The sequence below is a fragment of the Streptomyces sp. NPDC017520 genome (assembly GCF_044329855.1).
In the GTDB taxonomy this organism is placed as follows: domain Bacteria; phylum Actinomycetota; class Actinomycetes; order Streptomycetales; family Streptomycetaceae; genus Streptomyces.
The window spans coordinates 308367-329804 of record NZ_JBIRKB010000010.1 but is presented as its reverse complement, the minus strand read 5'-3'; the positions used below and the strand labels follow the sequence as shown (position 1 = coordinate 329804).

Genomic DNA, 21438 nt, shown 5'->3' with positions numbered 1-21438 from the left:
CGCCGTGCGCCGAGCTCCGGTCCGCCACGTCGAGGGACCCGCCGGAGCAACGGGCGGAACGTCCGGCGTGAGCGGCGAGAGCGCACGCGGGACAGCGTGCGGCCCGCTCGGGTGCGGTCAGGGAGCGAGCACGACCGTCTTGCCGGGCAGCCGCCCGGCGCCGGCGTCCTCATGTACGGCGGCCAGCTCGGCCGCCGGGCGGTGGGCGGCGACGTGGACCCGAAGCTTGCCGGCATCCACCTTGGCGACCAGCTCGGTCAGTTGGGCGCCGTCGCTGCGGACCCACAGGCTCGCGCTGCGTACACCCCGGGCGGGGTCTTCCGGGACCGGACCGGCCGTGCTGGCGGCTACCCCGCCGTCGGCGACGTAGCTCGTCAACCGCGCCAGCTCCTCCGGCGAGACACGAACGTGGTTCACCACGACCTGGAACGGGCCGCCCACGGCGCCCGGGCCCGCAGCGAGGTCGAGGGGGCCGGTGACCCGGTCCGCACCGTAACCCCGAAGGCGGCCGGCGTGCCGCGGTGCGTCGACCGCCGTCACGTGCGCCCCCGCGTCGACGGCGAGCTGCACCACGAGGCTGCCGACCGCGCCCCCCGCTCCGTTGACCAGCACGGTCTGACCGGGCTTCAGCTCGGCGAGCTCGAACAGCGTCTGCCAGGCCGCCAGCCCGGTCAGCGGCAGCGCCGCGGCGTCGACCAGCTCGGTCGTCCGGGGCGCGGGGGCGAGTGACTCGGCCCGGACGAGCACGTACTCGGCTGCGCCGCCGGCGGAGTCGAGGGGCAGCATCGCCACGACGCGGTCGCCGACCTCCGGGCCGGTCACGTCCGCACCGAGTTCGGCCACGGTGCCCGCCAGGTCGAGCCCGGGAACGTACGGGAAGGCGATCGGGATCATCTCGGCCAGGAAGCCGGCGCGGATGTGGTCGTCGACCGGGTTGAACGACGTGGCCGCCACCCGCACCAGCACCTGACCGGCGCCGGGGACCGGGCGCTCGACGTCCTCGTGGCGCAGGACCTCGCTGCTGCCGAACTCGTGGAAACGTATGGCCTTCATGGCACTTTCCTCCAGGGTGTGTTGACTCCGCCGCCCGCGGCTGGGGCGGTCGGGCGGGACGGTGAAGCGTTTCGGGGCGCTCGGCGTCCGGCGGTCGCACGACCGGTACGCCGGCCGGGCCGCTCGCGCCGCCGCCATCGGAAAGGGACCCCTTCACAAGGGACCCCTTCACTTGCCCAGGAAAATATTTTCACTTGCCGAGGCAAGTCAGAAGGTAGTCCACGACGAGTTGCCCAGGCAAGTGATGAGACTTGCCCGGGCAAGTATGATGAGGCACATGGACACTCAGTCACCCTGGCTCGACGACGACCAGCAGGACCTCTGGCAGGCGCTGCTCACGGTCGTCATCGCCCTCCCGGCGGCCCTCGACCGTCAACTGCAGCGAGACGCCGGTATCTCCAACTTCGAGTACGGCGTCCTGGCCCAGCTCTCCATGGCCGACGAGGCCACAATGCGGCTCAGCGAACTGGCCCGGCTCTGCGACAGCACCCAGCCCCGGCTCTCGAAGGTGATGGACCGGTTCGAGGCCCGCGACTGGGTCGCCCGCCGAACCGACCCCGGCGACGGCCGATACACCCTCGCCTCCCTGACCGACGCCGGCCGGCAGAAGCTCGTCGAGAGCGCACCGGAACACGTCGCGCAGGTGAAGCGGCTCGTGTTCGATCCGCTCAGCGCCGCCCAGCGCCGCCACCTCGAAACCGCGCTGACCCGCATCGCCGCCACCGTGCGCCGGGAACTCGAAGGAGGCTGAGCACCAGGGCCGCGCCCGCGCGGGTGTACGCCGCTGTCCGTGCAGCACGCACTTCCTCGTCGAGGAAGGGCTTCTCAGCGGGGGCGGGGTGGTCGGCTCGTGGAGGGGGTGAAGGTGACCGGGAGGGCCTGGGGGCCGCGGAACGTCGGGGCATAGCCCCATGCGACCTCGCCGCTCGGGATGTCCAGGGTCAGGTCGGGCAGGCGGCCGAACAGCGTGGTGATCGCGATCTCCGTCTCCAGCTTCACCAGGTGGCTGCCCAGGCAGGTGTGCGCGCCGTGGCCGAACGCCAGGTGCGGGCGAGCGTCATGGGTGAGGTCCAGGGCGGCGGCGCAGGATGGTGGCGCCGAGGAACTGGATCGTGGTGATGTGACCGGCGCCGATCAACGTCATGACCATCACCTCCAGCTCGTCCCCGGTCAGCGCGCCCGACTCGATCAACCGCGTCGGCAGGTCGTCCCCCCGGGTGCGATCGTTTGTAGGCCACCAGTTGCTGGACGTAGCACAGCAGCTCGGCCAGCCTCACCTCGTCGCGCGGCTGCTGGAACTTCGCGCGGTACCACATGTCCATGCACGTCGGCGGCGGGCGCGCGCTCGGCCGGCCGATGCTCTGATCATCGAACGTGCCGAGATCGCGGCCCGCGGCTGCCGTCCTGCGGTCGATGGCTCGTGGTCTCCGGTCAGGACTCGACCTCGAATTCGAGTTCGTCGTAGCGGCGCTCCGCGATCTGCTCCCGAGACCCCGAGACGAGGGTGATGCAGTCCCCGCCGAAGACCGCGCTCTCGGGGATGGACATGAACAGTACGTTTCCCCGGTCCTCCAATGGATCGTGCCAGGCAGGAGAGAAGCCGCCGAGCTGAATGCCGTACCCCCAGCGCACGGCGAGAATCGCCCCCATCTCATCCACCAGGCTGTCCACGAGGCGGGCTCGCTCGGCGTCCCCCTCGACGTAGTCGACCGCTTCCGCCACGTGCGACCGGTGGAGAGCGCCGGGCATGGTGGTTCCGGGTACCGCGTACAGCGGGAACGATGCGTAGGACGCCGGGCCGTCCGGCTCCGCTTCCCGGGAGTGGCGTTCGACGGTTTCGGTCCCCGTCGGCAGGTGGATGACGAAGCCTTCGTCCTGGTCCGTGACTTCGGCGAGGATGACCACCTGGCCGTCGGTGGGAAAGTCGATGTCGAGGACGTCGGCGGGTATGGCCGCGCAGTCGACGGTCACCACGTGCGGCACGTACGCGGGCACGACCACACCCTCCGGCAGATGAGCGGGCCCGCCTGCATGAGCAGCCGGAGCGGCGTTCTTCCTCAGCTCTTCCGGCAGTTGCTCGTAGCGGCAGAGGTAGACGCAGGGGCGCAGGAGGCGGACGAACGCCTCGGTCACCGACTCGGGTACGCCAAGGGCCCGCCCGGCATCACGGACGGTCTCAGATGCGGTTGCGGTCATGGATGTCACCGTGCCATGCCCCACCGACAGCACGGTGCGAGCGGCACCTGATCATGGCCGTCATCGTTACTGCCGTGCCCGGACCGGTCAAGGCACCCTTTGGTGCAGCAGCATCTGTACCGGCAGTCCGCTCGCAGCGGCGAGAGTCCATAGGCCGTCGTCGATAAGCGGAGGGCGGCGAGGATCTGGAGGCCTGGGCTCCGAGGGATTCGTGCAGTCGCGGCCACCAAGGAGTGGCGGCCGAGGCGCTGGCGAGTTCGTCGGGCACGGTGAACACACTGATGCCCCTCGCTAATAACTGCCGGACGACCGCCGCGAGGCATTCGTGCTGACCCAGCTCCTGGATATGCCGTACGACGACGAGGCCCCCGCGGGCCCATGCCCCGTGGGGCCCTCAGGTCCCGGGGCTCCCGAGCCCACACAGCACTCTTCGCCATGCTCAACGACACGTCGGAGCCTGCTCCCGGCCTGCTGATGGTGTGTGACGCCTGGGCATGGGCTGCCACTCGACGAGGGCTGCCTCACCCCGAGCACCTCCACTGCCGAGCCCCATCGCCATGACCCGCTGACCCGGTCAAGGACGCCGGATTCCCAGCCGGCCCCACCTGGTCCCCAAAAACGATCAAGGGCCGGTTTCGGATTGCTCCGAAACCGGCCCTGACCTGCGACTGTCTCCAGTCGGGACGACAGGATTTGAACCTGCGACCCCTTGACCCCCAGTCAAGTGCGCTACCAAGCTGCGCCACGTCCCGTTGCCCGTCTGACCTGGGGTTTCCCCTGGCCGAACGTGCATGAGAACAATACCGCACTCCAGCAGGTGGTCACCAACACCATTCCGCGCTTGACCTCAACCGTGGTTGATGTTGAACGCTCGGTGTCATGACGAACACGACCGTCTCACCCGTACGCGGCCCCCTCGCATTCCATGACCTCGACCGCCTGATCGCCCTGATGACCGGCGCCGAGAAGCACGCCCCCGCCGCCCATTCCACGCTCGACGCCCTGTGGGTGCTCTACGACAGAGTGCTCCGCGTCACCCCGGACACGGCCGAGGCCCCCGGGCGGGACCGCTTCCTCCTGTCCAAGGGGCACGGACCGATGGCGTACTACGCCGTCCTCGCCGCGCACGGCTTCTTCGGCGAGGAGCTGCTGCCCGGCTTCGGAACGTACGACTCGCCGCTCGGCCACCACCCGGACCGGCTGCTGGTGCCGGGGGCGGAGATCGGCAGCGGATCCCTCGGGCACGGGCTGCCGCTCGCCGTCGGAACAGTGCTCGGGCTGCGCGCCCAGGGCCTCACCGACCCCCGGGTGTGGGTCCTGATCGGCGACGCCGAACTGGACGAGGGCAGCAATCACGAGGCCATCGCCCACGCGGGCCCCGCCGGACTCGAACAGTTGCACACACTCGTGATCGACAACGCGTCCGCCACGCACGGCTGGCCCGGCGGCATCGCTTCCCGCTTCACGTCCGCCGGGTGGGGGGCGGTGACCGTGGACGGTCGCGACCACGAGGCCCTGTACACGGCGTTCACCACACCCCACCCGGGTAAACCGCTGGCCGTAGTCGCCCGCGTCGAACCCAAGAACTGACCGCACCGACCGACCCCGTACGACCACCACCGCACCACCGCCGCTGCGCACACCGGAGCCCCCGGGAGGGACCCCTTCATGGACACCATGCGTGACCGATTCATCAGCACCGCTTCGCGACTCCTGGACGAGGAGCCACGGCTGGCCGTCGTGCTCGCCGACATCAGCGCCGACGGCTTCGCCCCGGCCCGGCGTGCCCACCCGGACCGGGTCATCAACGTCGGGATCCGGGAGCAACTGCTGGTCGGGGCCGGCGCGGGGATGGCGCTGACGGGAATGCGGCCGATCGTGCACACCTTCGCCAGCTTCCTGGTCGAGCGACCGTTCGAGCAGGTCAAGCTGGACTTCGGCCACCAGGGGGTCGGGGGGATCCTGGTGAGCGCCGGCGCCTCGTACGACTGGCCGGCCGGGGGCTTCACGCACATGTCCCCCGGTGACGTGGCCCTCCTGGACACGCTCGACGGCTGGACCGTGCATGTGCCGGGCCATCCGGACGAGGCCGAGGCACTGCTGCGGGAGTCCGTCGCCGGCGACGACCGGGTGTACGTACGCCTCTCGCTCCAGGCGAACCGGGAGGCGCTGCCGGTGAGCGGCACGGCGGGGTTCACCGAGGTGCGCGAAGGGCGGCGCGGGACCGTGATCGCGGTCGGCCCCATGCTCGACAACGTCCTCGCCGCCACCGAGGGGCTGGACGTCACCGTGCTGTACGCGACGACCGTGCGGCCGTTCGACGCGGCGGGGGTGCGCCGGGCCGCCGGTGCGGCCACGACCGCGGACGTGGTGATCGTGGAGCCCTATCTGGCGGGCACCTCCGCCACCGCGGCGGGCGAAGCGCTGATCGACCTGCCCCACCGGGTGCTCGGGCTGGGGGTGGGCCGCGCCGAACTGCGTCGGTACGGGCAGCTGGAGGAGCACCTCGCGGCACACGGCCTGGACCCGCAGGGCCTGCGGAAGCGGATCACCGGCTTCCTGCGCCCCTGATCCGCAGGGCCCACCCACCCGACCCGCCGACTCCGCCCGTCAGCCCGGCCGGCCCGGGCACGCCCCCGCGATCCGCCCGCCCCGTCAGCCCGGCCGGAGGCAAGCCCGCACGTTCGGGCCGTCGCGCTCACCCCTCGTCCTCACCCTCGCTCTCCCCTGCCACCCCATCCCCCGACACGTCCAGCTCCGGGTGCGCCGCCACCAGTCGGCGCGGGGCGACCTGCCGCCAGGAGTCGGCGAGGATGGCGGCCAGCTCATCCGCGTCCTCCAGGGCGGACAGCCGGACGCGCATCCAGGCGTAGTGGTCGTCGTGCCCGTCACGGATGAAGAACTTCTCCGGCTCGGCGGCGATCAGCTCGGCACGGTCCTCCTGGGGGCACTTCACACCCATCGCCGTCTCGTCGTCGCCGAGCGAGGCGAAGATTCTGCCCGCCACCCGGAAGGTCGGCTGCCCCCAGGCGAGCTTCTCCGTGGTGTCCGGCAGGGACAGCGCGGCCGAGCGGACATCGGCGGCGGTGATCGCGGCGTCGTCGGTCATCCCGGGCCTCCGTTTCTCCGCGCCCAGCAGATCACGGATGCGCGCGGAACGCCGGGCGGCCCAGCGTCCCGCCGTAGTCGCGCTCGACGGGCGGGCCCACCTCGATGATTTCCGTGACGATGCCGGGGCGCGGGGCAGAGCGCGACGCGGCTGCCTACCGTCGGAAAGTCCGTGCTGGCAGGCGTCCTCGCGTCGCGGACACCGTCGGGGGCGGGGCGCTCCCGGGTGCTGCGGATCGAGGGCAACGTGGTCCTGCGGAGCAGCGTCGGTGCGCCGGCCGGGAGTTGGGTGCGGCACCACCCGCGGGGGGGGGTGTCAGAGGGGGTGGTGGCCCTCCCGGTCGTCGATCTGGCGGACGAGTTCATGGGCGAGCGACTTGATGGTGTCGAGCCCGGCCCGGCCCCAGGGGCGCGGCACGGTGTCGACGGCACAGACGGTGCCCAGCGCGATGCCGGTGCGGTCGATCAGCGGCGCCCCGAGGTAGGAGCGGATGCCTATGTCGTCCACCACCGGATTGCCCGCGAAGCGCGGGTAGTCGCAGACGTCGTCCAGGACGAGGGCCTTGCGTCGGACGAGGACGTGCGGGCAGTAGCCGTGGTCGCGGGCCATGTACCGGCTGCTGCGGTTGCTGCCCGCCGCGGCCGATCCGAGGTCCTGACCACCGCGGTTGCCCGTCGGAGTGTGCAGTCCCGCGAAGAACTGCCGGTTCTCGTCGATGAAGTTGACCATCGAGAAGGGCGTGGCGGTGACTTCGGCCACCTTGTCGGCGAAGGCGTCGAAGTTGTCGTAGGAGGCGTCGGGACGTTCGCCGAGATCCAGCTTGCGCAGCCGCTCCGCGCGGGCCGGGCCGTGCCGGTCGGTGGGCGTCAGGAGCATCCGGCCGGTGGCGAAGGATGTCACGGGTGGGCTCCGAAGGTCTGTAGTGGGGCGGGCGCCGTGGTGGCGTTGATGAGGTGTTGTACGAGGGTGACGAGGGCGCCCGTTCCGGAGCTGGCGATCCGGGCGTCGCACAGGACGACGGGCACCTCGGGCCCGAGGTCGAGCGCGGCCCGGACCTCGTCCGGCTCGTAGCGGTAGGCGCCGTCGAACTCGTTGACGGCGACGATGAATCCGATGCCGCGCCGTTCGAAGAAGTCCACGGCGGCGAAGCATTCGGCGAGGCGCCGGGTGTCGGCCAGCACCACGGCCCCGAGCGCGCCCTGGGAGAGTTCGTCCCACATGAACCAGAAGCGTTCCTGGCCCGGCGTGCCGAACAGATAGAGCACGTGCTGCTCGGAGAGGGTGATGCGGCCGAAGTCCATGGCTACGGTGGTGGCCGTCTTGGACTCGACGCCCTCCAGATCGTCCGTCCCCACACTGACCTGGGTCAGCAGTTCCTCGGTGCTCAGCGGCGCGATCTCGCTGACCGCGCCCACGAACGTCGTTTTGCCGACCCCGAATCCACCGGCGACCAGGATCTTGAGTGCCACGGGGAAGAACTCGGAGGTTCGGGTGCGGTCAGAGCTGTCGTCGTAAACCATCGAGCACTGCCTCCAGCAGGGATCGGTCGGTGGGCATGTCATGGAAAGCGGGAGCGTGCGCGGTGACCGCGCCGCAGGCGACCAGGTCGGAGAGGATGACCTTGGCGACGACCGCGGGCAGCCGGAGGTGTGCGGCGATCTCGGCGACGGACATCGGCCCTTCGCACATGCCGAGGGCCACGGTGTGCTCCGGGCCGAGCGGAATGTCCGGCTCGATGCCCGTGGCCATGATCAGGGACAGCAGGTCGAACGCTGTGGACGGCCGGGTGCGGCCGTTGCTGATCGTGTACGGGCGGATCAGCCGGCCGGCCGCGTCGTCGAGCAGGGGCCCGTCCTGCGGGGCCGGCATCCTCAGCGCCCCGGGGTGAACGGGGCCCCGGCCGGCTGCCGCTGCGGAGTCGTCAGATAGGGGCGGACGCTCTTGACCAGCATCGCCATCTCGTAGCCGAGCACCGCGGCGTCCGCCTCGCGTCCCGAGAGGACGGCGAGACAGGTGCCGGATCCGGCGGTGGAGACGAACAGGAGGGTGGAGTCCAGCTCGACGACCACCTGCCGTACGTCCCCGTTGTCGCCGAAGCGGGCCCCGGCACTGCGGCCCAGCGAGTACAGGCCGGCGGCCAGGGCCGCCATGTGGTCGGCGCTGTCGTGGTCCATGCCGTGCACGGATTTCACCAGCCCGTCGGCGGAGAGCAGGACCGCGCTGCGTGTGTAGGGCACGCGTTGGACCAGTCCGCTCAGCAGCCAGTCCAGGTCCGAGACCTGACCGGACGGCATTTCGGTCGTCATGGTGTCTGCTCCTTGAAGGTGGCGTCTTTTCGGGGTTCCGGGACAACCCGGCCCGGCAGGAAGGGGTCGGACGCGAACGCTCCGGGCTCGCCCGGGGCACGGTCGTGGGGGCTCTCGGCGTAGGTGCCGCGCCCGTACGCGGGGCTGTCGTGCGGGTACGCATCGGGCGGGTAGCCGTCCGGTACGGGCAGGCCGGCCGCGGGCAGTGCGTGATCAGCCCGCGACGCCTCGGCCGGGCCGGGGAGGTAGGGCGGGGCGGTGGCTCCGCGTACGGGGAGGGGCGAGAGGGACTCCAGCGGGGCGTCGAGGGCGGTCTGTCCCCCGGCCCCCGTGTCGCCAGGACCCCCGTATCCGCCGTCGGGGCTCTCTTCCTGGGCGGTCTGGGCCTCCGCGAGATCGACACCGCGCCGGAAGGCCGCCATGAGACCCGGGTCGTGCAGGGCGTGTTCGTCCTCGACGCGGGGAGCTGGTGCCTCGCGCAACTGGGGGACGAGGGATTCCTGGTTCGTCCGCTTGGGCAGTTCGGGCCGGGAGCGCGACGGAGCCGGGCGGTCGTCGCGTTCGTGGGCGGCCGCCGTGGCGGGTCGGCCGCCGTGCTCGGGCGGGGAGGCGTGCGGCGTGGGCCGGTCGACGCGTTCGGCCCGCAGCGGGAGGGGCGGGGCGTCGCCCGCGGGCGGTTGCGGGCGGCCGTTCTGCGGGTGATCGCCGGCCGCCGACCGCGGGCTGCCGTTCTGCCCGTGGCCGGGCCTCTGGTGCGATCCGTCCGTGGACGCCTGGGCCGGACGCGAAGGCCGGGCCGTACCGCTCTGCGGCGGGGCGGCGGGGGCCCGGGCCTCGGCGGGCGGCCGGTGCACGGCGCCGGGGGGCGGTACGGGCGCGGCGTCGGGCGGCCGCGGGGCGTCGGGGTCGGTCCCGAGCAGCGACTGCGGGAGTACCAGCACCGCCTGCGTACCGCCGTAGATGTTGCTCTGGAGGCGGACGGCGATGCCGTGGCGGCGGGCCAGGGCCGAGACGACGAACAGCCCGATCCGGCCGTCCTGGAGCAGGTGGCCGACGTTGACCTGGTCGGGGTCGGAGAGCAGGGCGTTCATCCGCTTCTGCTCGTGGTCCGGCATTCCCAGGCCGCGGTCCTCCACCTCCAGGGCGAGACCGGCCGTGACGTGCTGGACGCGCAGCAGGACCTGGGTGTGCGGGGCGGAGAACACCGTGGCGTTCTCGACCAGCTCGGCCAGCAGGTGGATCACGTCGGCGACGGCGTGGCCGCGCAGGGTGCCCTCCATCGGCGGGACCAGCTTGACCCGGGGGTACTGCTCGACCTCGGCGATGGCCGAGCGGAGCACCTCGGTCATGGTGACCGGGTTGCTCCACTGCCGCCGGGAGACGGCCCCGCCGAGCACGGCGAGGTTCTCCGCGTGGCGGCGGATCCGGGTGGCGAGATGGTCGACGTGGAAGAGTCCCTTGAGGAGGTCGGGGTCCTCGACCTCGTGCTCCAGCTCGTCGAGGATCTGGATCTCGCGGTGGACGAGGGATTGCAGCCGTCGCGCGAGGTTGACGAAGACCTCGACCTTCTGTTCGTTGCCGGCACTGCTGAAGAGCTGGGACGCCTGGACGACGGCGGCGACGGCGGCTTCCTGGGCCCGCGCCATCTCCTGTCCGAGCAGGTCGAAGGCGTCGGCCCCGGGCGCGGGGGGCTGCGAGGGCGGCCGGGCGGTGGCGGCTTCCCCGTTGCGGAGCTGTTCCATCACCCGTTGCAGCTCGGCCTGGCCCTGGGCGCTGGCGCGCCGGAGCGCGAGGGCCCGGTCGAGCACCTGGCCGGCGACGCGGTTGGCGCCGAGGTAGGCGGCCGCGACGGCGGCGACGGCGAGCGCGCCGGAGCCGCCGAGCGCCGCCCAGAGGCTGGGCGAGGCGTCCACGGCGCCCGCGCGGACGGTGAAGATGACGGCCGCGGCGCCGCTGAGCACGGCGGCGACGGCGGGGAGCAGTGCGGTCCGCAGCAGCTGGGGCCGTATGCGGGCGTCGGGGGGAGGCCCTGCGGCGCGCGGCCCGGTAGTGGCCGAGTGGGCGCGCGTGCCGGGGCGGCCGTGCCGCCCGCCTTCACGGCGGTCCGGTCGCGCGTCGGGGGCGCGAAGTTGAGACATCAGTGTCCTAGGTACAGGGGGCACCGGGGATCGGCGGTCGTGCCGGCGTCCATGCGGTGGCCCCTACGGTGGTCGGTCAGGCGCGGGTCATCGGTCGGGCAGGCCCGAACGTCATGAGCCCACCGTTGATCACCGGGCACACACGGTAGTCGTCAATGACGTATGCGCGACGGGCAGTTGTCGAACTTGCCCGCCATCCGTCCCACTCTGGTATGACCACTCGCACGCGCGCCCGATTGCGCCGCCTTGACCCCGATTCGGCCCGAGACGTCGACAGGCTGCCCGCATGCTGGACACTTCAGGCCCGCCGGGGCCGCCCGACGGGCACCCGCATGGGGTTCACCCGCAGGCAGGGGACCACCCGACGGCGCGAGGAGGCGGCCGGTTACCATATGAGCGCCGCCTAGCTCGAAAGATAAACTTGTGACTGTCAATGACGACTCGTTCACCAACTGGATGCACCGCGAGGAGATCGCGGAGTCGATGATCCCGATCATCGGGAAGCTGCACCGCGAGCAGGATGTCAATGTCCTGCTGCACAGCCGCTCCCTGGTGAACAAGTCGGTGGTCAGCATCCTCAAGACGCACCGCTTCGCCCGGCAGATCGCGGGCGAGGAGCTCTCGGTCACCGAGACGATGCCCTTCCTGAAGGCTCTGACGACGCTCGATCTCGGCCCCTCCCAGATCGACATAGGCATGCTGGCCGCGACGTACCGGGCCGACGGGCGCGGACTCTCCGTCGAGGAGTTCACCGCGGAGGCCGTCGCCGGGGCGACGGGCGACAACAAGATCGAGCGCCGCGCTTCGCGTGACGTGGTGCTCTACGGCTTCGGCCGCATCGGCCGACTCCTGGCCCGCCTGCTCATCGAGAAGGCCGGCTCGGGCAACGGCCTGCGCCTGCGGGCCATCGTCGTCCGCAAGGGTTCCGGTCAGGACATCGTCAAGCGCGCGTCGCTGCTGCGGCGCGACTCGATCCACGGCCAGTTCCAGGGCACTATCACCGTCGACGAGGCGAACAGCAGGATCATCGCCAACGGCAACGAGATCCAGGTGATCTACTCCGACGACCCGACGGCGGTCGACTACACGGCGTACGGCATCAAGGACGCCATCCTGATCGACAACACCGGCCGGTGGCGCGACCGCGAGGGCCTCTCCAAGCACCTCCGGGCGGGCATCGCCAAGGTCGTGCTGACCGCACCGGGCAAGGGCGACGTCCCGAACATCGTGCACGGGGTCAACCACGACACGATCAAGCCGGACGAGCGGATCCTGTCCTGCGCGTCCTGCACGACCAATGCGATCGTGCCGCCGCTGAAGGCGATGGCGGACGAGTACGGCGTGCTGCGCGGGCACGTGGAGACCGTCCACTCGTACACCAACGACCAGAACCTGCTGGACAATTACCACAGCTCCGACCGCCGTGGCCGTTCGGCGGCGCTCAACATGGTCATCACCGAGACCGGTGCCGCCTCGGCCGTGGCGAAGGCGCTGCCCGACCTCGACGCCCCGATCACCGGAAGCTCCATCCGCGTCCCGGTGCCGGACGTCTCGATCGCGATCCTCAGCCTGCGGCTGGAGCGCGAGACCACCCGTGAAGAGGTCCTCGACTACCTCCGCAACGTGTCGCTGGCCTCGCCGCTCAAGCGTCAGATCGACTTCATCAGCGCGCCCGACGCGGTCTCCAGCGACTTCATCGGCTCGCGCCACGCCTCGATCGTCGACGCCGGCGCCACCAAGGTCGACGGCGACAACGCGATCCTCTACCTCTGGTACGACAACGAGTTCGGCTACTCGTGCCAGGTCATCCGGGTCGTCCAGCACGTCTCCGGAGTGGAGTACCCGACCTACCCGGCCCCGGCGGTCTGACCCCGGCACGCTCTGGTGCGCGTACGCCCCCGGTGCCCGGCAGGTCCCTGCCGGGCACCGGGCGTGTGAGCGGCGCGGGCGGGCGGTCGCCTCAGCGCGGGGCGGCCGGCCCCAGCCGTTCGGTCGGCCCTCCGAAGTCGAGGAATGTGGCCCGCTCGGCGAGGAGCCACCGTCCGTCGACCTCCCGGAAGGTGTCCTCGTAGCGTCCGACCTGGACGGGAAGGCGCGGCGGCAGCATGCCGCCGGCATGACCGTCCACGCGGTACGTCGTGAAGTACGTGCTCCCGCTCGCCGACGTCGCGGACGTCAGGTTCACCAGGATGTTGGTGCACAGGCGGCGGGAGAGCCGGTCGGCGGGACGGCCGCCGAAGTAGGCGCGCAGGGCGTCCCGGCCCTCGATCCGCCGGTCCCCCTCGGCCCATTCCCAGACCCCGTCGGGGGTGAACAGCTCCGCCACGTCGCCGGGTTCACCCAGATCGAGTGTGCGGACGAACTCGACGACCAGCCGCTCACAGGCTCGCTCGGCGATCAGACGGTCCAGGGGATCCAGCGCATCGGCTTCCATGCGCCCATTCCTACCAACGCCCCCCGGGGGCACACGACTTGTTTTCGGCGGCCCCGGAAAGCATCACCCGGCATCGCCGTCCGGCCCCCCTCAGCGGCCGGGCGTAGCGCGCTCCGGAGGCATCGGGCTGGAAGCGGCTTGCGTGGGGCAGACGCGCCCCCGATGCTTCAGGAATGATCGAAACAGGTCTCGCCGGACGCATCGTGCTCGTGACCGGGGGAAGTGGAGGAATCGGCAGAGCGATCAGTCGTGCCTTCGCCGCCGAGGGCGCCCGCGTGGCCGTGCACCACTACGTCCCGGAGCAGGAGCCTCCTCCGGGAAAGCGCTGGGAGCATGCGATTCCGCCGGCCGAGGAGGCGGTGGATCTCGTACGGGAGCTGGGCGACGCCATCACCGTCGCGGCCGACCTCTCCGCCCCGGACGTCGCAGATCGCCTGTTCGACGAGGTCGAAGGCCGGCTCGGGCCCGTTGACGTGCTGGTGAACAACGCCGCCCACTGCGAGAGTCCGGACACCCTCGACGCGTTGACCGCGTGCGGTCTGGAGCGCCACTACCGGGTCAATGTCACCGCTCCGGCCTTGCTCACGTCCGCACTCGCCCACCGCGCCCGCCCCGACCGGTCGCCCTGCGTGGTGAACATCTCCACCGATGCTGCGCGCGCCTTCCCCGGGCAGATCGGCTACGGCACGTCCAAGGCGGCACTGGAGGCGTTCACCAGGGCTGCCGCGCTCGATCTCGGGCGCTCAGGGATCAGGGTCAACGCCGTGGCCCCCGGGCCCGTGCAGACCGGCTGGATGGACGCGGCCCTGATCGACCGGGCCCGGCTCGCCATCCCCCTGGGGCGGGTTGGCGAGCCGGAGGACATCGCCGACGCCGTCGTGTTCCTCGCCTCCCACCAAGCGCGGTGGATCACCGGACAGGTGCTGCAGGTAGCCGGCGGGCACGCCTTGTGACACCGTCTCCGGCGAAAGCGAGTCGGTACCGACGCCGCGTCCGGGCGAGGCCGGCGGGAGAACCCGCCGCGCGGGCCGCACGGCCGGGGCTCAGACCTGGCCGAGGTCCGAGCTGACCCAGCGCTCGGGGCCCAGGGTGATCACCACCTGCTCGCCGTGGTTCTCCCAGGCGAAGTCCACGTAACCGGCGACCATCTCGGCCGCGAGGTAACGCGCCGACACCTCCTCCAGGTCCGCGCGCGTGGCGGGGCGGGTGTCGACGACGGGCCCCTCGACGGAGACGTAGCGGATGGTGGGCTCCAGCCGGTCGACCAGGAGCGTGAACCGGCCCGCCGCGTCGATCAGTTCGGCCTTGCGGGAGGTGCGGCCGGTGAGGATGCGCACGTCGCCGCCCGGCACGTACTGGTACCAGATGGGGACGCTGAGCGGGGCCCGGTCGCTGCCCCGCGACGCGACGGCCAGGGCGGCGACATGGGGTTCGGCGAGGAACTGTTCGCGCTCCTCACGGGTGAGTGCCACTGCGCGCTCCTTCGTGCGGGGATTCGGGGGCTGCCCCAGTGTGCCCCGCGCGCCGGGCCTGTCTCCCGTCACCGGCGCCGGAGTGCGCGGCGTGTCGTACGGGGCACCTCGCGGCCGCCGCGAGACACCCGGCGGTCCGGCGCACAGACTTCCAGGCCCTGTCGTCAAACCGCCGCCTGACCCCGCGGGGCCGCCCTCCGGACGACGACGGCAGTTCATCGACCGGACCTAAGGGGTGGGAGCGTCCTGGGACCGTCGTACAACGGTCGCCCCACGCAGGGCGACGGCGCACCAGACGGCCACCAGGAGCAGCGCGGCGGCGGCGAGGCCCGCGACTTCGAGGGGCTCCGGCCGCCAGCCCAGAGACAGCCGGGTGCCGATCATGACGGTGCCGAGGAGGACCTCCGACGGGGAGTAGACCGGCACCTTGGCCGCCACGAACCGCAGGATGGCGCCCAGCACCAGACCGATCACGGCCCAGGCGAGCAGATAGGGCCAGAGCGCTCCCGGAGCGGCGGGCGGCAGGCCGTACTCCTCCGGACCGATGCGGAACAGGGCGCCCAACCACCCCAGCGTCACTCCGGCGGCGGTGACGAGCGCCGCCCACAGCGCATGACGCCACAGCGGGCCGGACCGCACGCGCTCGTCCTCGTGCTCGTCCTGGTGCTCGTCCTGGGTGTCGACGGGGTTCGTGGTCTCGGGAAGATCCATCACACCCGATGAGACGCTCACCGGCCCCCGATCGTTGCATCGCGGGCGATGCCGGGTGCATGCCGGGACACCGCGGCCCGTCCGAGTTCCGCAGCCCGGCGGAGACCGGCCCGGCATGGCCCGAACGGGAGGCTCTAGGCTCGCGCACATGAGCAAGGACCATGAAGACGAGCCGATATTCGTCCGCTCGAACTGGGGGACAAGTCGATACGTCTACAACCCGAACAATCCGGTCGGTGTCGCCCTCATCATCGGCTCCCTCCTGTTCGCCGCCGGGGGCATGTACTACCTCCACGCGAGTTCTTCGTGGAGCGAGGGCGAGTTGCGCGACGCCGTGCACACGGCCGTCCGGGATCTGGAGTCGGAGCGGCACACCTTCAGCACCTGGACCGGCGGTTACGACCGTCTGATCCGCGACGCGCTGGAGGAGAGCGGCGAAGGCCCCACGACCGGCGGCATCGTGTACGTCGACGACGCGAACGACCCCTACGACGAGGACGCGGACCCGTCCGTCGACCTGTTCGAGGTCACGGCGAAGGACGTCGACGCCACGTTCTGTCTGAGCGTGTCGCCGCCGGAGCCCGAGTCGGCGCTGGAGAACATCACGGTGACCCTCTCCATCACCGTCGAGGAGAGCCGGTGCTGAAACCGGCCGCCATGCCCCGGTGAGCCGGTATTCCGACGGGCGCGGACGCGGACTTGAAGTTGCCGCAGCGGCAGCTTCTACGGTCGTGACCAGGGCCGGAGGAACCGGCCTCGTGAGGCGCACGTGAGGGAGTGAGGAAGTGGCGATGGACTGGCCGATCTCCGAGGTCGCCCGGATGTCGAGGGTGACCGCCCGGACCCTGCGGCACTACGACGAGATCGGTCTGCTGCCACCGGCCAGGATCGGCTCCAACGGCCACCGCTACTACGAGGAGCACCAGCTCCTGCTGCTGCAGCAGATCCTCGTACTGCGGGCGTTGGACGTCGGACTGCCGGAGATCGGCAGGGTCCTCGCCGATCAGGTGGACACCGTGGAGGCCCTGCGCGGACACCATCGACGGCTGCTCACCGAACGGGACCGGCTGGACAGCCTGGCCGCGACCGTCTCCCGCACGATCGCCGAGCTGGAACAGTCCAGAAAGGACGGTACCGCCATGACCGCCATCCACCGGCCGGAGAACCTGTTCGAGGGCGTTCAGCCCTCCCGGTACGAGGAGAACCTGCGCGACTTTCCCGGCCTCGCCGAGGAGGCCGGCCGACGGGCCGCCACCATGACCCCGGCGGAGACCGAGGCCGGGCAGCGTGAGCGCACGGCGCTGATGATCCGGCTGGCCGAGCACATGGCCGCCGGCGCCCCGGCCGACGCCGAGCCCGTACAGACCGAGATCGAAGGGCAGTACCGGGCACTCACGGCACTGCACCCGGTGTCCGCCGACGAGTTCCGTGCGATCGGGCGCTCCTGCGTGGACAACGAGCAGTGGCGCGTCGCGTACGAGGCCATCGCCCCGGGCCTGGCCGCATACCAGCGGGCCGCCATCGACGCGTACGCCGCTTCCCGGCTCACCTGACCAGGACGGGGCCGCCGCTTGACGACCCGGCGGCGGCCCTCAGCCTTCAGCGGCGCGGACGGAGGTGTACGCACCGCGCGTGACCAGCGCTCCCCGGCCCGCCGAGACCGCTCCGCGGGGCCGACCGGCTCCTCGTCGCGGCGCCACGGGCGGGTCGGCTCATCGGCGCGGCTCGACGGCCGGGCGCGCGAGGGTGGATCGGTGCGTTGTGTCCTCACCGCGGCGTGCACGACAGCGGCGGTGACCCTCCACGCTGCATCGCTGATGTCGAGGGTCCGCGACAGGGCGGGGTGCGGGCCGCTGTTCATCGACGCTACGTTCGACAAGTGAGTGCCGGCGAGCGCGAGCCGGAAGAATCGGATGGTGCGAGTTCGCCGAGAGGCGGTGAGGGCCACAGGGCCTTGTGGGCTGTCGGGCCGTCCGGCATGATCGCGAGCATGATGACCTACCGAAAGGCCCATGCCGCGTAGACGGCCCGGCGCGCTTCGCGCCGAAAATCCGGTCCCGCCCGTCTGGAGCCCGTGGACCTGTCGAATTCCCGGGTTGTCCGAGCGCACCTGCGCCGAGATCCAGCGCACGGAGCGTGAGCACGGTGATTCCTGGGCCGAGCTGCGGGACGGCTTGTGGGACGGGGCGGTGGAAGCCGCGCTCAGGCACTACCGTGCGTTCCTGCGACAGCCCGGCCGCTACCTGGACCTGTGCTTCCCAGCCTCTCCCCATCCGGAGTCCTCGCTCGTCGACGTGGCGAACGCCCGGGACATTCTGCAAGAAGCGATGCGTTCGCTTCCGCAGCCGTCCCGCGCCGAACTCGGGCGCGTGGTGGCGCGTCTGGACGTAGAGTTCCGCCGCCGGACCTTGCCCGACCCCCATGCCCACCGGCGCCTGCGGTGGCATGGCGATTGGTGGCACCGACGCCTCTACGACGGTGAATTCCGATGGTGAGGGGCGCGTGGTTCTGGGGTCCGCGGTTCTGGGGTCCGCGGTTCTGGGGTCCGCACCGACGTCCTGCCCAGCGTCCACACCCGCGTCAACGGCCTCGAACGATATCTCGCCGCAGTCACCGCCAGCGCGGTACTGCCGTGGAGCTCCGATACCGTCGAAGGCCACGTCAACCGGATCAAAATGATCGAGCGTCAGTTGTACGGCCGCATCGGCAGCGGCCTCTGGCGGAAACGATCCCCGCCGGCATCCTGACGGGAACCGTGATGAGCTCTGCTGTAGCCGCTCCGCAGTTTGAGCAGGGGTGTCGTAGTAGCCAGGCCGAGCCAGCAAGACCGAGCCGAAGTAGAAGTAGCAGCCCTGCTCTTCCTCCGGCTCGTCATCGGCTGCGAACGGACGCCAGAAGCTCAGCAGCAAGTCCGGGGCAATGAATGAAGCATCGTCGTCAGGATCTTTTTCGACCGAGGTGAACTCCCCCGACGCGCCGGACACCCTCGCGGGCCGGAAGCGCGAATACGTTCACACCCGGGAGCAGGACGCGGTCCGTCCGGGACGACGGCCTTGCCAACTCGGTGGCCCGGAACGGCCAACGCCGGTCGGTGGTCGGTGGGGCGAGGTCGGAGTCCATAGGGGCATGATCCCCAGCAGATCTGTCAACGAGCCACGAAGAGCCATCCCGCCGCCGGGTGCTCTGGGGCGGGCGGTGAGGTCAGTGCGCCTGGCACGGGCGTGGCACGCGGCGAGGCCCCCGGCGGGAGATGACTCAGCTTCCGCCCCGCCGCTCCTCTTCGCACGCTCGGATTCGAGCCTGGACTCGGACGTCTGCAGCCACATGCTGGGGAAGGGCGGTTGAGCTGTAGAGATCCGCGAGCACTAGCTGTTCGACCGTCACGTGCCTGACCTCGGACATGTGGGTTCCTGCCAAGGACGCGCCACGCAGGTCTGCGTCCAGCAGATCTGCACGAGCCAGAACCGCATCGTGGAGGTTGGCTTCACGCAGATCCGCGCCTTCAAGATTGACCGCTTGGAGAAGGGCACCGTGCAGGTTCGCTCCCCGCAGGTCAGCGTGTCCGAGGTTCGCTGACACAGCATCGGCATCATGCAGGTTCGCCGCCCTCAGATCCGCCCGTTCAAGATTGGCCCCTGCGATGCTTGCTCTGTGGAGGTTGGCCTCCGTCAGCACTACGGACTGCATTCGAGCACCTTCCAGGTTGGCGCGATGAAGGTTCGCGCCAGTCAGGTGTGCTCCTCGCAGGTCGGTAATTTTCAGGTCAGTCCGGAAAGCTTCGGTGCGATCTGGGCGTCGTCCGAGGACCGTGAAGGCCGCGATGACGTCTTCGGAGGCTCTCTCCGGCCGTGAGCTGTCAACTCCGTGGTCGTCAGACCGGTCCTCCTGCGCACCTTGCCGTATGAACGCTGCCAGGACTTCGACAACGGCCTGATGGTCCTTTGCACTGTCCCGCATGATGCGCTCGAACGCATAGATGCCACAGAGGCGCTCGGTTGGCTTCTCTGACGCCAGGAGCTTGCTGGCCTCGACATATCTGCCGGTTACCTGTCCCTCGCGGGCCAGGTCGGCCTGCTCCTTGTCTGTGCTCCGGGCATGGGCGAACTGTTCTTGGCTGTGGGCATAGAGCATTTCCGCATGCTTGTGATTGCGGTGGGTGTAGTAGAGCCCCAGCCCGGCGATGGCGCCGGCGGCGAGGGCGACGAGCATGGTACGGAATCCGGTGATGATGATTCCGGCGGATGGTGCGAGCTTGCTGTCTCGGACGTGGTGGCCTTCGAGGAGCCAGGGTCCCCAGACGAGGGCCGCGAGGAAGATTGCGGCCGCAGCCACACAACCGCCCCACACCAGCTTCCGTTTTGTCTCCCACTTCATGCCCGGCATCATGTCCGGCCGATGATGCGAACATGCGACGAGTCAGCTTTTCCAGAGCTCTTGTTGAGGTTCGGTGCGCTGGAGGAGTCGCACCGGACAGCGGACACCCTGTTCGCGGAGAACTCGTGAACGATCACGAAACCCAGCCGCGGCACAGACGAATCAGAGCGTGCGAGTTTTCACCAGGATCCGCGCCGTCCCTGCGCGGCGGGCAGCGGCTCACACTGTCGCGGCACGGTCGGCCGTCCGCCTCGGGAGGGTGCATCCACAGCCGCCCATGGCCTGGCCCTCTGTTCGCGCGGCAGGTCACTCAACAGCTGAGAGAGCTGCTCAGGATCACCCTCGTCCGCCATCACCGCTCACCCGCAAGGTCGACCTCCTCTCGATGCACCGATGGGGCGTCCGTCACCTTCGGACGCCGCCACGGGGTCGTGATCGGCTGGGACACCGCACGCCACCACGGCTCGGTCGGCAGCTTCCCCGCCGGCTCGAACGGCTCGCCCGGCCGGGGGAACGCCACCGTCTGCCCGGCCTCCTCGCCGGCGTCCTTCGTCCACTCGCCCGGCTCCGCCCAGGCGTGCGGGGCCAGATTGAAGGTGCCCCAGTGGATCGGCAGCAATACGCCGTGCGGGCGACCGCCCTGGAGGTCCAGGTGGGCGCGCATGCCTTCGTCGGGGGTCATGTGGATGTCCGGCCAGTACTCCGAGTACGCGCCGATCTGGATCATGGTGACGTCGAAGGGCCCGTGCTCGGCCCCGATGTCCCGGAAGCCGGGGAAGTAGCCGGTGTCCCCGCTGTGGTAGACCCGGTGCTCCGGACCCTTGACGGCCCACGACGCCCAGAGCGCGTGCTGCTGGTTGCGCAGCCCGCGGCCGCAGAAGTGGCGTGCTGGGGTGGCGGTGAGGCTGATTCCGGCGACGGTCGCGGTCTCGTTCCAGTCGAGCTCGTGCATCCGGCCCGTGGGAACGCCCCAGCGCTCCAGATGGGCTCCGACCCCCAGGGGCACGGCGAAGACCGTGTCGGTGCGGGCCAGTGCGCGGATCGTCGGCAGATCGAGGTGGTCGTAGTGGTCGTGGGAGATGACGACCACGTCGACGGGTCCGAGCGCGGCCAGCGACAGCGGCGTGGGGTGCAGGCGCTTGGGCCCGGCGAAGGGGAACGGGGAACAGCGCTCGCCCCAGACCGGGTCGAACAGGATCCGCCGCCCGTCGATCTCCGCCAGCACGCTGGAATGGCCCATCCAGGTCAGCCGGAGCCCGGTGGCGGGGGGTAGGGCCAGATCGGCGAGGGTCGTGGCGTGCACGGGCACGTTGCCCGCCGGCGTCCTGCGGACCCGCTGCTCCTTGTGGAAGTAGATCTTGGCGAACTCGACGGTGGACCCGGAGGGCCTGGTCCGCGCCCCCACCGGGTTCTGGAACACTCCGTCGACGAAATGGGGCGAGCGGCGGATGCGCTCCATCCGCGCTCCGGCCGGGTCGGCCCCGAAGGACTCGGTGCGCATCGAGCGCAGTTTCGTGCGGAACGGAAGCAAGTAGTCAGCGCCGGTCACAACATCTCCTGAGGGAGTCGGTGTCGTCTCATTATGGTCGGCCTGTACGACAGGGCGAGCCCAGAAGATGCCGAAGGGGGCAACCGGCCCGGCCGG

Annotated in this window: 23 protein-coding genes, 1 tRNA gene and 1 pseudogene; 8 read left to right on the top strand and 17 right to left on the bottom strand. The window is 70.7% G+C overall.

Annotated elements, in window-relative coordinates; all coding sequences use genetic code 11:
• Positions 1-117: 117 nt before the first annotated feature.
• Positions 118-1053, bottom strand: coding sequence for an NADP-dependent oxidoreductase (locus ACH4KB_RS25010; protein WP_398068123.1), 936 nt, complete (start codon positions 1051-1053; stop codon positions 118-120).
• Between the two features lie 277 nt (positions 1054-1330).
• On the opposite strand from ACH4KB_RS25010, the gene ACH4KB_RS25005 reads away from it, so the two are divergent.
• Complete coding sequence (locus tag ACH4KB_RS25005) at positions 1331-1804, top strand: MarR family winged helix-turn-helix transcriptional regulator (protein ID WP_398068122.1); 474 nt, start codon at positions 1331-1333, stop codon at positions 1802-1804.
• A 74-nt stretch (positions 1805-1878) separates the two neighbouring features.
• On the opposite strand, the gene ACH4KB_RS25000 is transcribed toward ACH4KB_RS25005, so the two are convergent.
• The 4 genes from ACH4KB_RS25000 to ACH4KB_RS24985 all read right to left on the bottom strand — a co-directional run bounded on the left by ACH4KB_RS25000 (position 1879) and on the right by ACH4KB_RS24985 (position 4001).
• A complete protein-coding gene (locus ACH4KB_RS25000; RefSeq protein WP_398068121.1) occupies positions 1879-2052 on the bottom strand; it encodes a hypothetical protein in 174 nt (57 codons plus the stop codon).
• A gap of 58 nt (positions 2053-2110) precedes the next feature.
• Positions 2111-2245 carry a hypothetical protein gene (locus ACH4KB_RS24995; protein ID WP_398068120.1) on the bottom strand — a complete coding sequence of 45 codons (135 nt, stop codon included), beginning with the start codon at positions 2243-2245 and terminating at the stop codon, positions 2111-2113.
• Positions 2246-2484: 239 nt separating this feature from the next.
• Positions 2485-3249: a hypothetical protein gene (locus tag ACH4KB_RS24990; protein ID WP_398068119.1), complete on the bottom strand. Its 765-nt coding sequence runs from the start codon at positions 3247-3249 to the stop codon at positions 2485-2487.
• A gap of 678 nt (positions 3250-3927) precedes the next feature.
• Positions 3928-4001: transfer RNA gene (locus ACH4KB_RS24985), tRNA-Pro, on the bottom strand.
• A gap of 127 nt (positions 4002-4128) precedes the next feature.
• Here ACH4KB_RS24985 and ACH4KB_RS24980 point away from each other — a divergent pair.
• Positions 4129-4839, top strand: a complete 711-nt coding sequence (locus ACH4KB_RS24980) for a transketolase (RefSeq protein ID WP_398068118.1) — start codon at positions 4129-4131, stop codon at positions 4837-4839.
• 78 nt (positions 4840-4917) lie between these two features.
• Entirely contained in the window at positions 4918-5820 is a 903-nt protein-coding gene (locus tag ACH4KB_RS24975) for a transketolase family protein (protein WP_398068117.1), read from the top strand.
• A 127-nt stretch (positions 5821-5947) separates the two neighbouring features.
• Here ACH4KB_RS24975 and ACH4KB_RS24970 read toward each other — a convergent pair whose 3' ends face one another.
• The 7 genes and pseudogenes from ACH4KB_RS24970 to ACH4KB_RS24940 all read right to left on the bottom strand — a co-directional run bounded on the left by ACH4KB_RS24970 (position 5948) and on the right by ACH4KB_RS24940 (position 10802).
• On the bottom strand, positions 5948-6358 hold the full coding sequence (locus ACH4KB_RS24970) for an MmcQ/YjbR family DNA-binding protein (protein ID WP_398068116.1): 411 nt from the start codon (positions 6356-6358) through the stop codon (positions 5948-5950).
• Between the two features lie 31 nt (positions 6359-6389).
• Positions 6390-6494: pseudogene (locus tag ACH4KB_RS24965) on the bottom strand (ABC transporter ATP-binding protein); the annotation flags it as partial.
• 179 nt (positions 6495-6673) lie between these two features.
• Positions 6674-7258, bottom strand: coding sequence for a GAF domain-containing protein (locus ACH4KB_RS24960; RefSeq protein WP_361866685.1), 585 nt, complete (start codon positions 7256-7258; stop codon positions 6674-6676).
• Positions 7255-7878, bottom strand: coding sequence for a GTP-binding protein (locus tag ACH4KB_RS24955; protein WP_398068115.1), 624 nt, complete (start codon positions 7876-7878; stop codon positions 7255-7257). The genes ACH4KB_RS24960 and ACH4KB_RS24955 overlap by 4 nt, the downstream gene beginning before the upstream one ends.
• Positions 7856-8227 (bottom strand): DUF742 domain-containing protein, encoded by a 372-nt coding sequence (locus tag ACH4KB_RS24950; RefSeq protein WP_006128964.1) that lies wholly within the window; start codon positions 8225-8227, stop codon positions 7856-7858. The genes ACH4KB_RS24955 and ACH4KB_RS24950 overlap by 23 nt, the downstream gene beginning before the upstream one ends.
• Positions 8228-8229: 2 nt before the next feature.
• Positions 8230-8664 carry a roadblock/LC7 domain-containing protein gene (locus tag ACH4KB_RS24945; RefSeq protein WP_398068114.1) on the bottom strand — a complete coding sequence of 145 codons (435 nt, stop codon included), beginning with the start codon at positions 8662-8664 and terminating at the stop codon, positions 8230-8232.
• Complete coding sequence (locus ACH4KB_RS24940) at positions 8661-10802, bottom strand: ATP-binding protein (protein WP_398068113.1); 2142 nt, start codon at positions 10800-10802, stop codon at positions 8661-8663. The genes ACH4KB_RS24945 and ACH4KB_RS24940 overlap by 4 nt, the downstream gene beginning before the upstream one ends.
• A gap of 423 nt (positions 10803-11225) precedes the next feature.
• Between ACH4KB_RS24940 and ACH4KB_RS24935 the strand changes: the two genes are divergently transcribed.
• A complete protein-coding gene (locus ACH4KB_RS24935; RefSeq protein WP_398068112.1) occupies positions 11226-12671 on the top strand; it encodes a glyceraldehyde-3-phosphate dehydrogenase in 1446 nt (481 codons plus the stop codon).
• 91 nt (positions 12672-12762) lie between these two features.
• Here ACH4KB_RS24935 and ACH4KB_RS24930 read toward each other — a convergent pair whose 3' ends face one another.
• Positions 12763-13236 carry a nuclear transport factor 2 family protein gene (locus tag ACH4KB_RS24930; protein WP_398068111.1) on the bottom strand — a complete coding sequence of 158 codons (474 nt, stop codon included), beginning with the start codon at positions 13234-13236 and terminating at the stop codon, positions 12763-12765.
• Between the two features lie 173 nt (positions 13237-13409).
• Here ACH4KB_RS24930 and ACH4KB_RS24925 point away from each other — a divergent pair, with 173 nt between their 5' ends.
• Positions 13410-14189, top strand: a complete 780-nt coding sequence (locus ACH4KB_RS24925; RefSeq protein ID WP_398068110.1) for an SDR family NAD(P)-dependent oxidoreductase — start codon at positions 13410-13412, stop codon at positions 14187-14189.
• Between the two features lie 90 nt (positions 14190-14279).
• On the opposite strand, the gene ACH4KB_RS24920 is transcribed toward ACH4KB_RS24925, so the two are convergent.
• Together ACH4KB_RS24920 and ACH4KB_RS24915 are read right to left on the bottom strand one after the other, a co-directional pair.
• Positions 14280-14708: a pyridoxamine 5'-phosphate oxidase family protein gene (locus tag ACH4KB_RS24920; RefSeq protein ID WP_398068109.1), complete on the bottom strand. Its 429-nt coding sequence runs from the start codon at positions 14706-14708 to the stop codon at positions 14280-14282.
• 228 nt (positions 14709-14936) lie between these two features.
• Positions 14937-15419 (bottom strand): hypothetical protein, encoded by a 483-nt coding sequence (locus ACH4KB_RS24915; RefSeq protein WP_398068108.1) that lies wholly within the window; start codon positions 15417-15419, stop codon positions 14937-14939.
• 148 nt (positions 15420-15567) lie between these two features.
• On the opposite strand from ACH4KB_RS24915, the gene ACH4KB_RS24910 reads away from it, so the two are divergent.
• From ACH4KB_RS24910 to ACH4KB_RS24900, 3 genes are all read left to right on the top strand, one after another.
• A complete protein-coding gene (locus ACH4KB_RS24910) occupies positions 15568-16065 on the top strand; it encodes a hypothetical protein (protein ID WP_398068107.1) in 498 nt (165 codons plus the stop codon).
• Between the two features lie 145 nt (positions 16066-16210).
• Positions 16211-16972 carry a MerR family transcriptional regulator gene (locus ACH4KB_RS24905; protein WP_398068106.1) on the top strand — a complete coding sequence of 254 codons (762 nt, stop codon included), beginning with the start codon at positions 16211-16213 and terminating at the stop codon, positions 16970-16972.
• A gap of 543 nt (positions 16973-17515) precedes the next feature.
• The gene (locus ACH4KB_RS24900; protein WP_398068105.1) at positions 17516-17914 is read left to right on the top strand and encodes a hypothetical protein; all 399 of its coding nucleotides are present in this window, start codon (positions 17516-17518) and stop codon (positions 17912-17914) included.
• A gap of 760 nt (positions 17915-18674) precedes the next feature.
• Here ACH4KB_RS24900 and ACH4KB_RS24895 read toward each other — a convergent pair.
• Positions 18675-19793, bottom strand: a complete 1119-nt coding sequence (locus ACH4KB_RS24895; RefSeq protein WP_398068104.1) for a pentapeptide repeat-containing protein — start codon at positions 19791-19793, stop codon at positions 18675-18677.
• 352 nt (positions 19794-20145) lie between these two features.
• The gene (locus ACH4KB_RS24890; RefSeq protein WP_398068103.1) at positions 20146-21342 is read right to left on the bottom strand and encodes an MBL fold metallo-hydrolase; all 1197 of its coding nucleotides are present in this window, start codon (positions 21340-21342) and stop codon (positions 20146-20148) included.
• Positions 21343-21438: the final 96 nt, after the last annotated feature.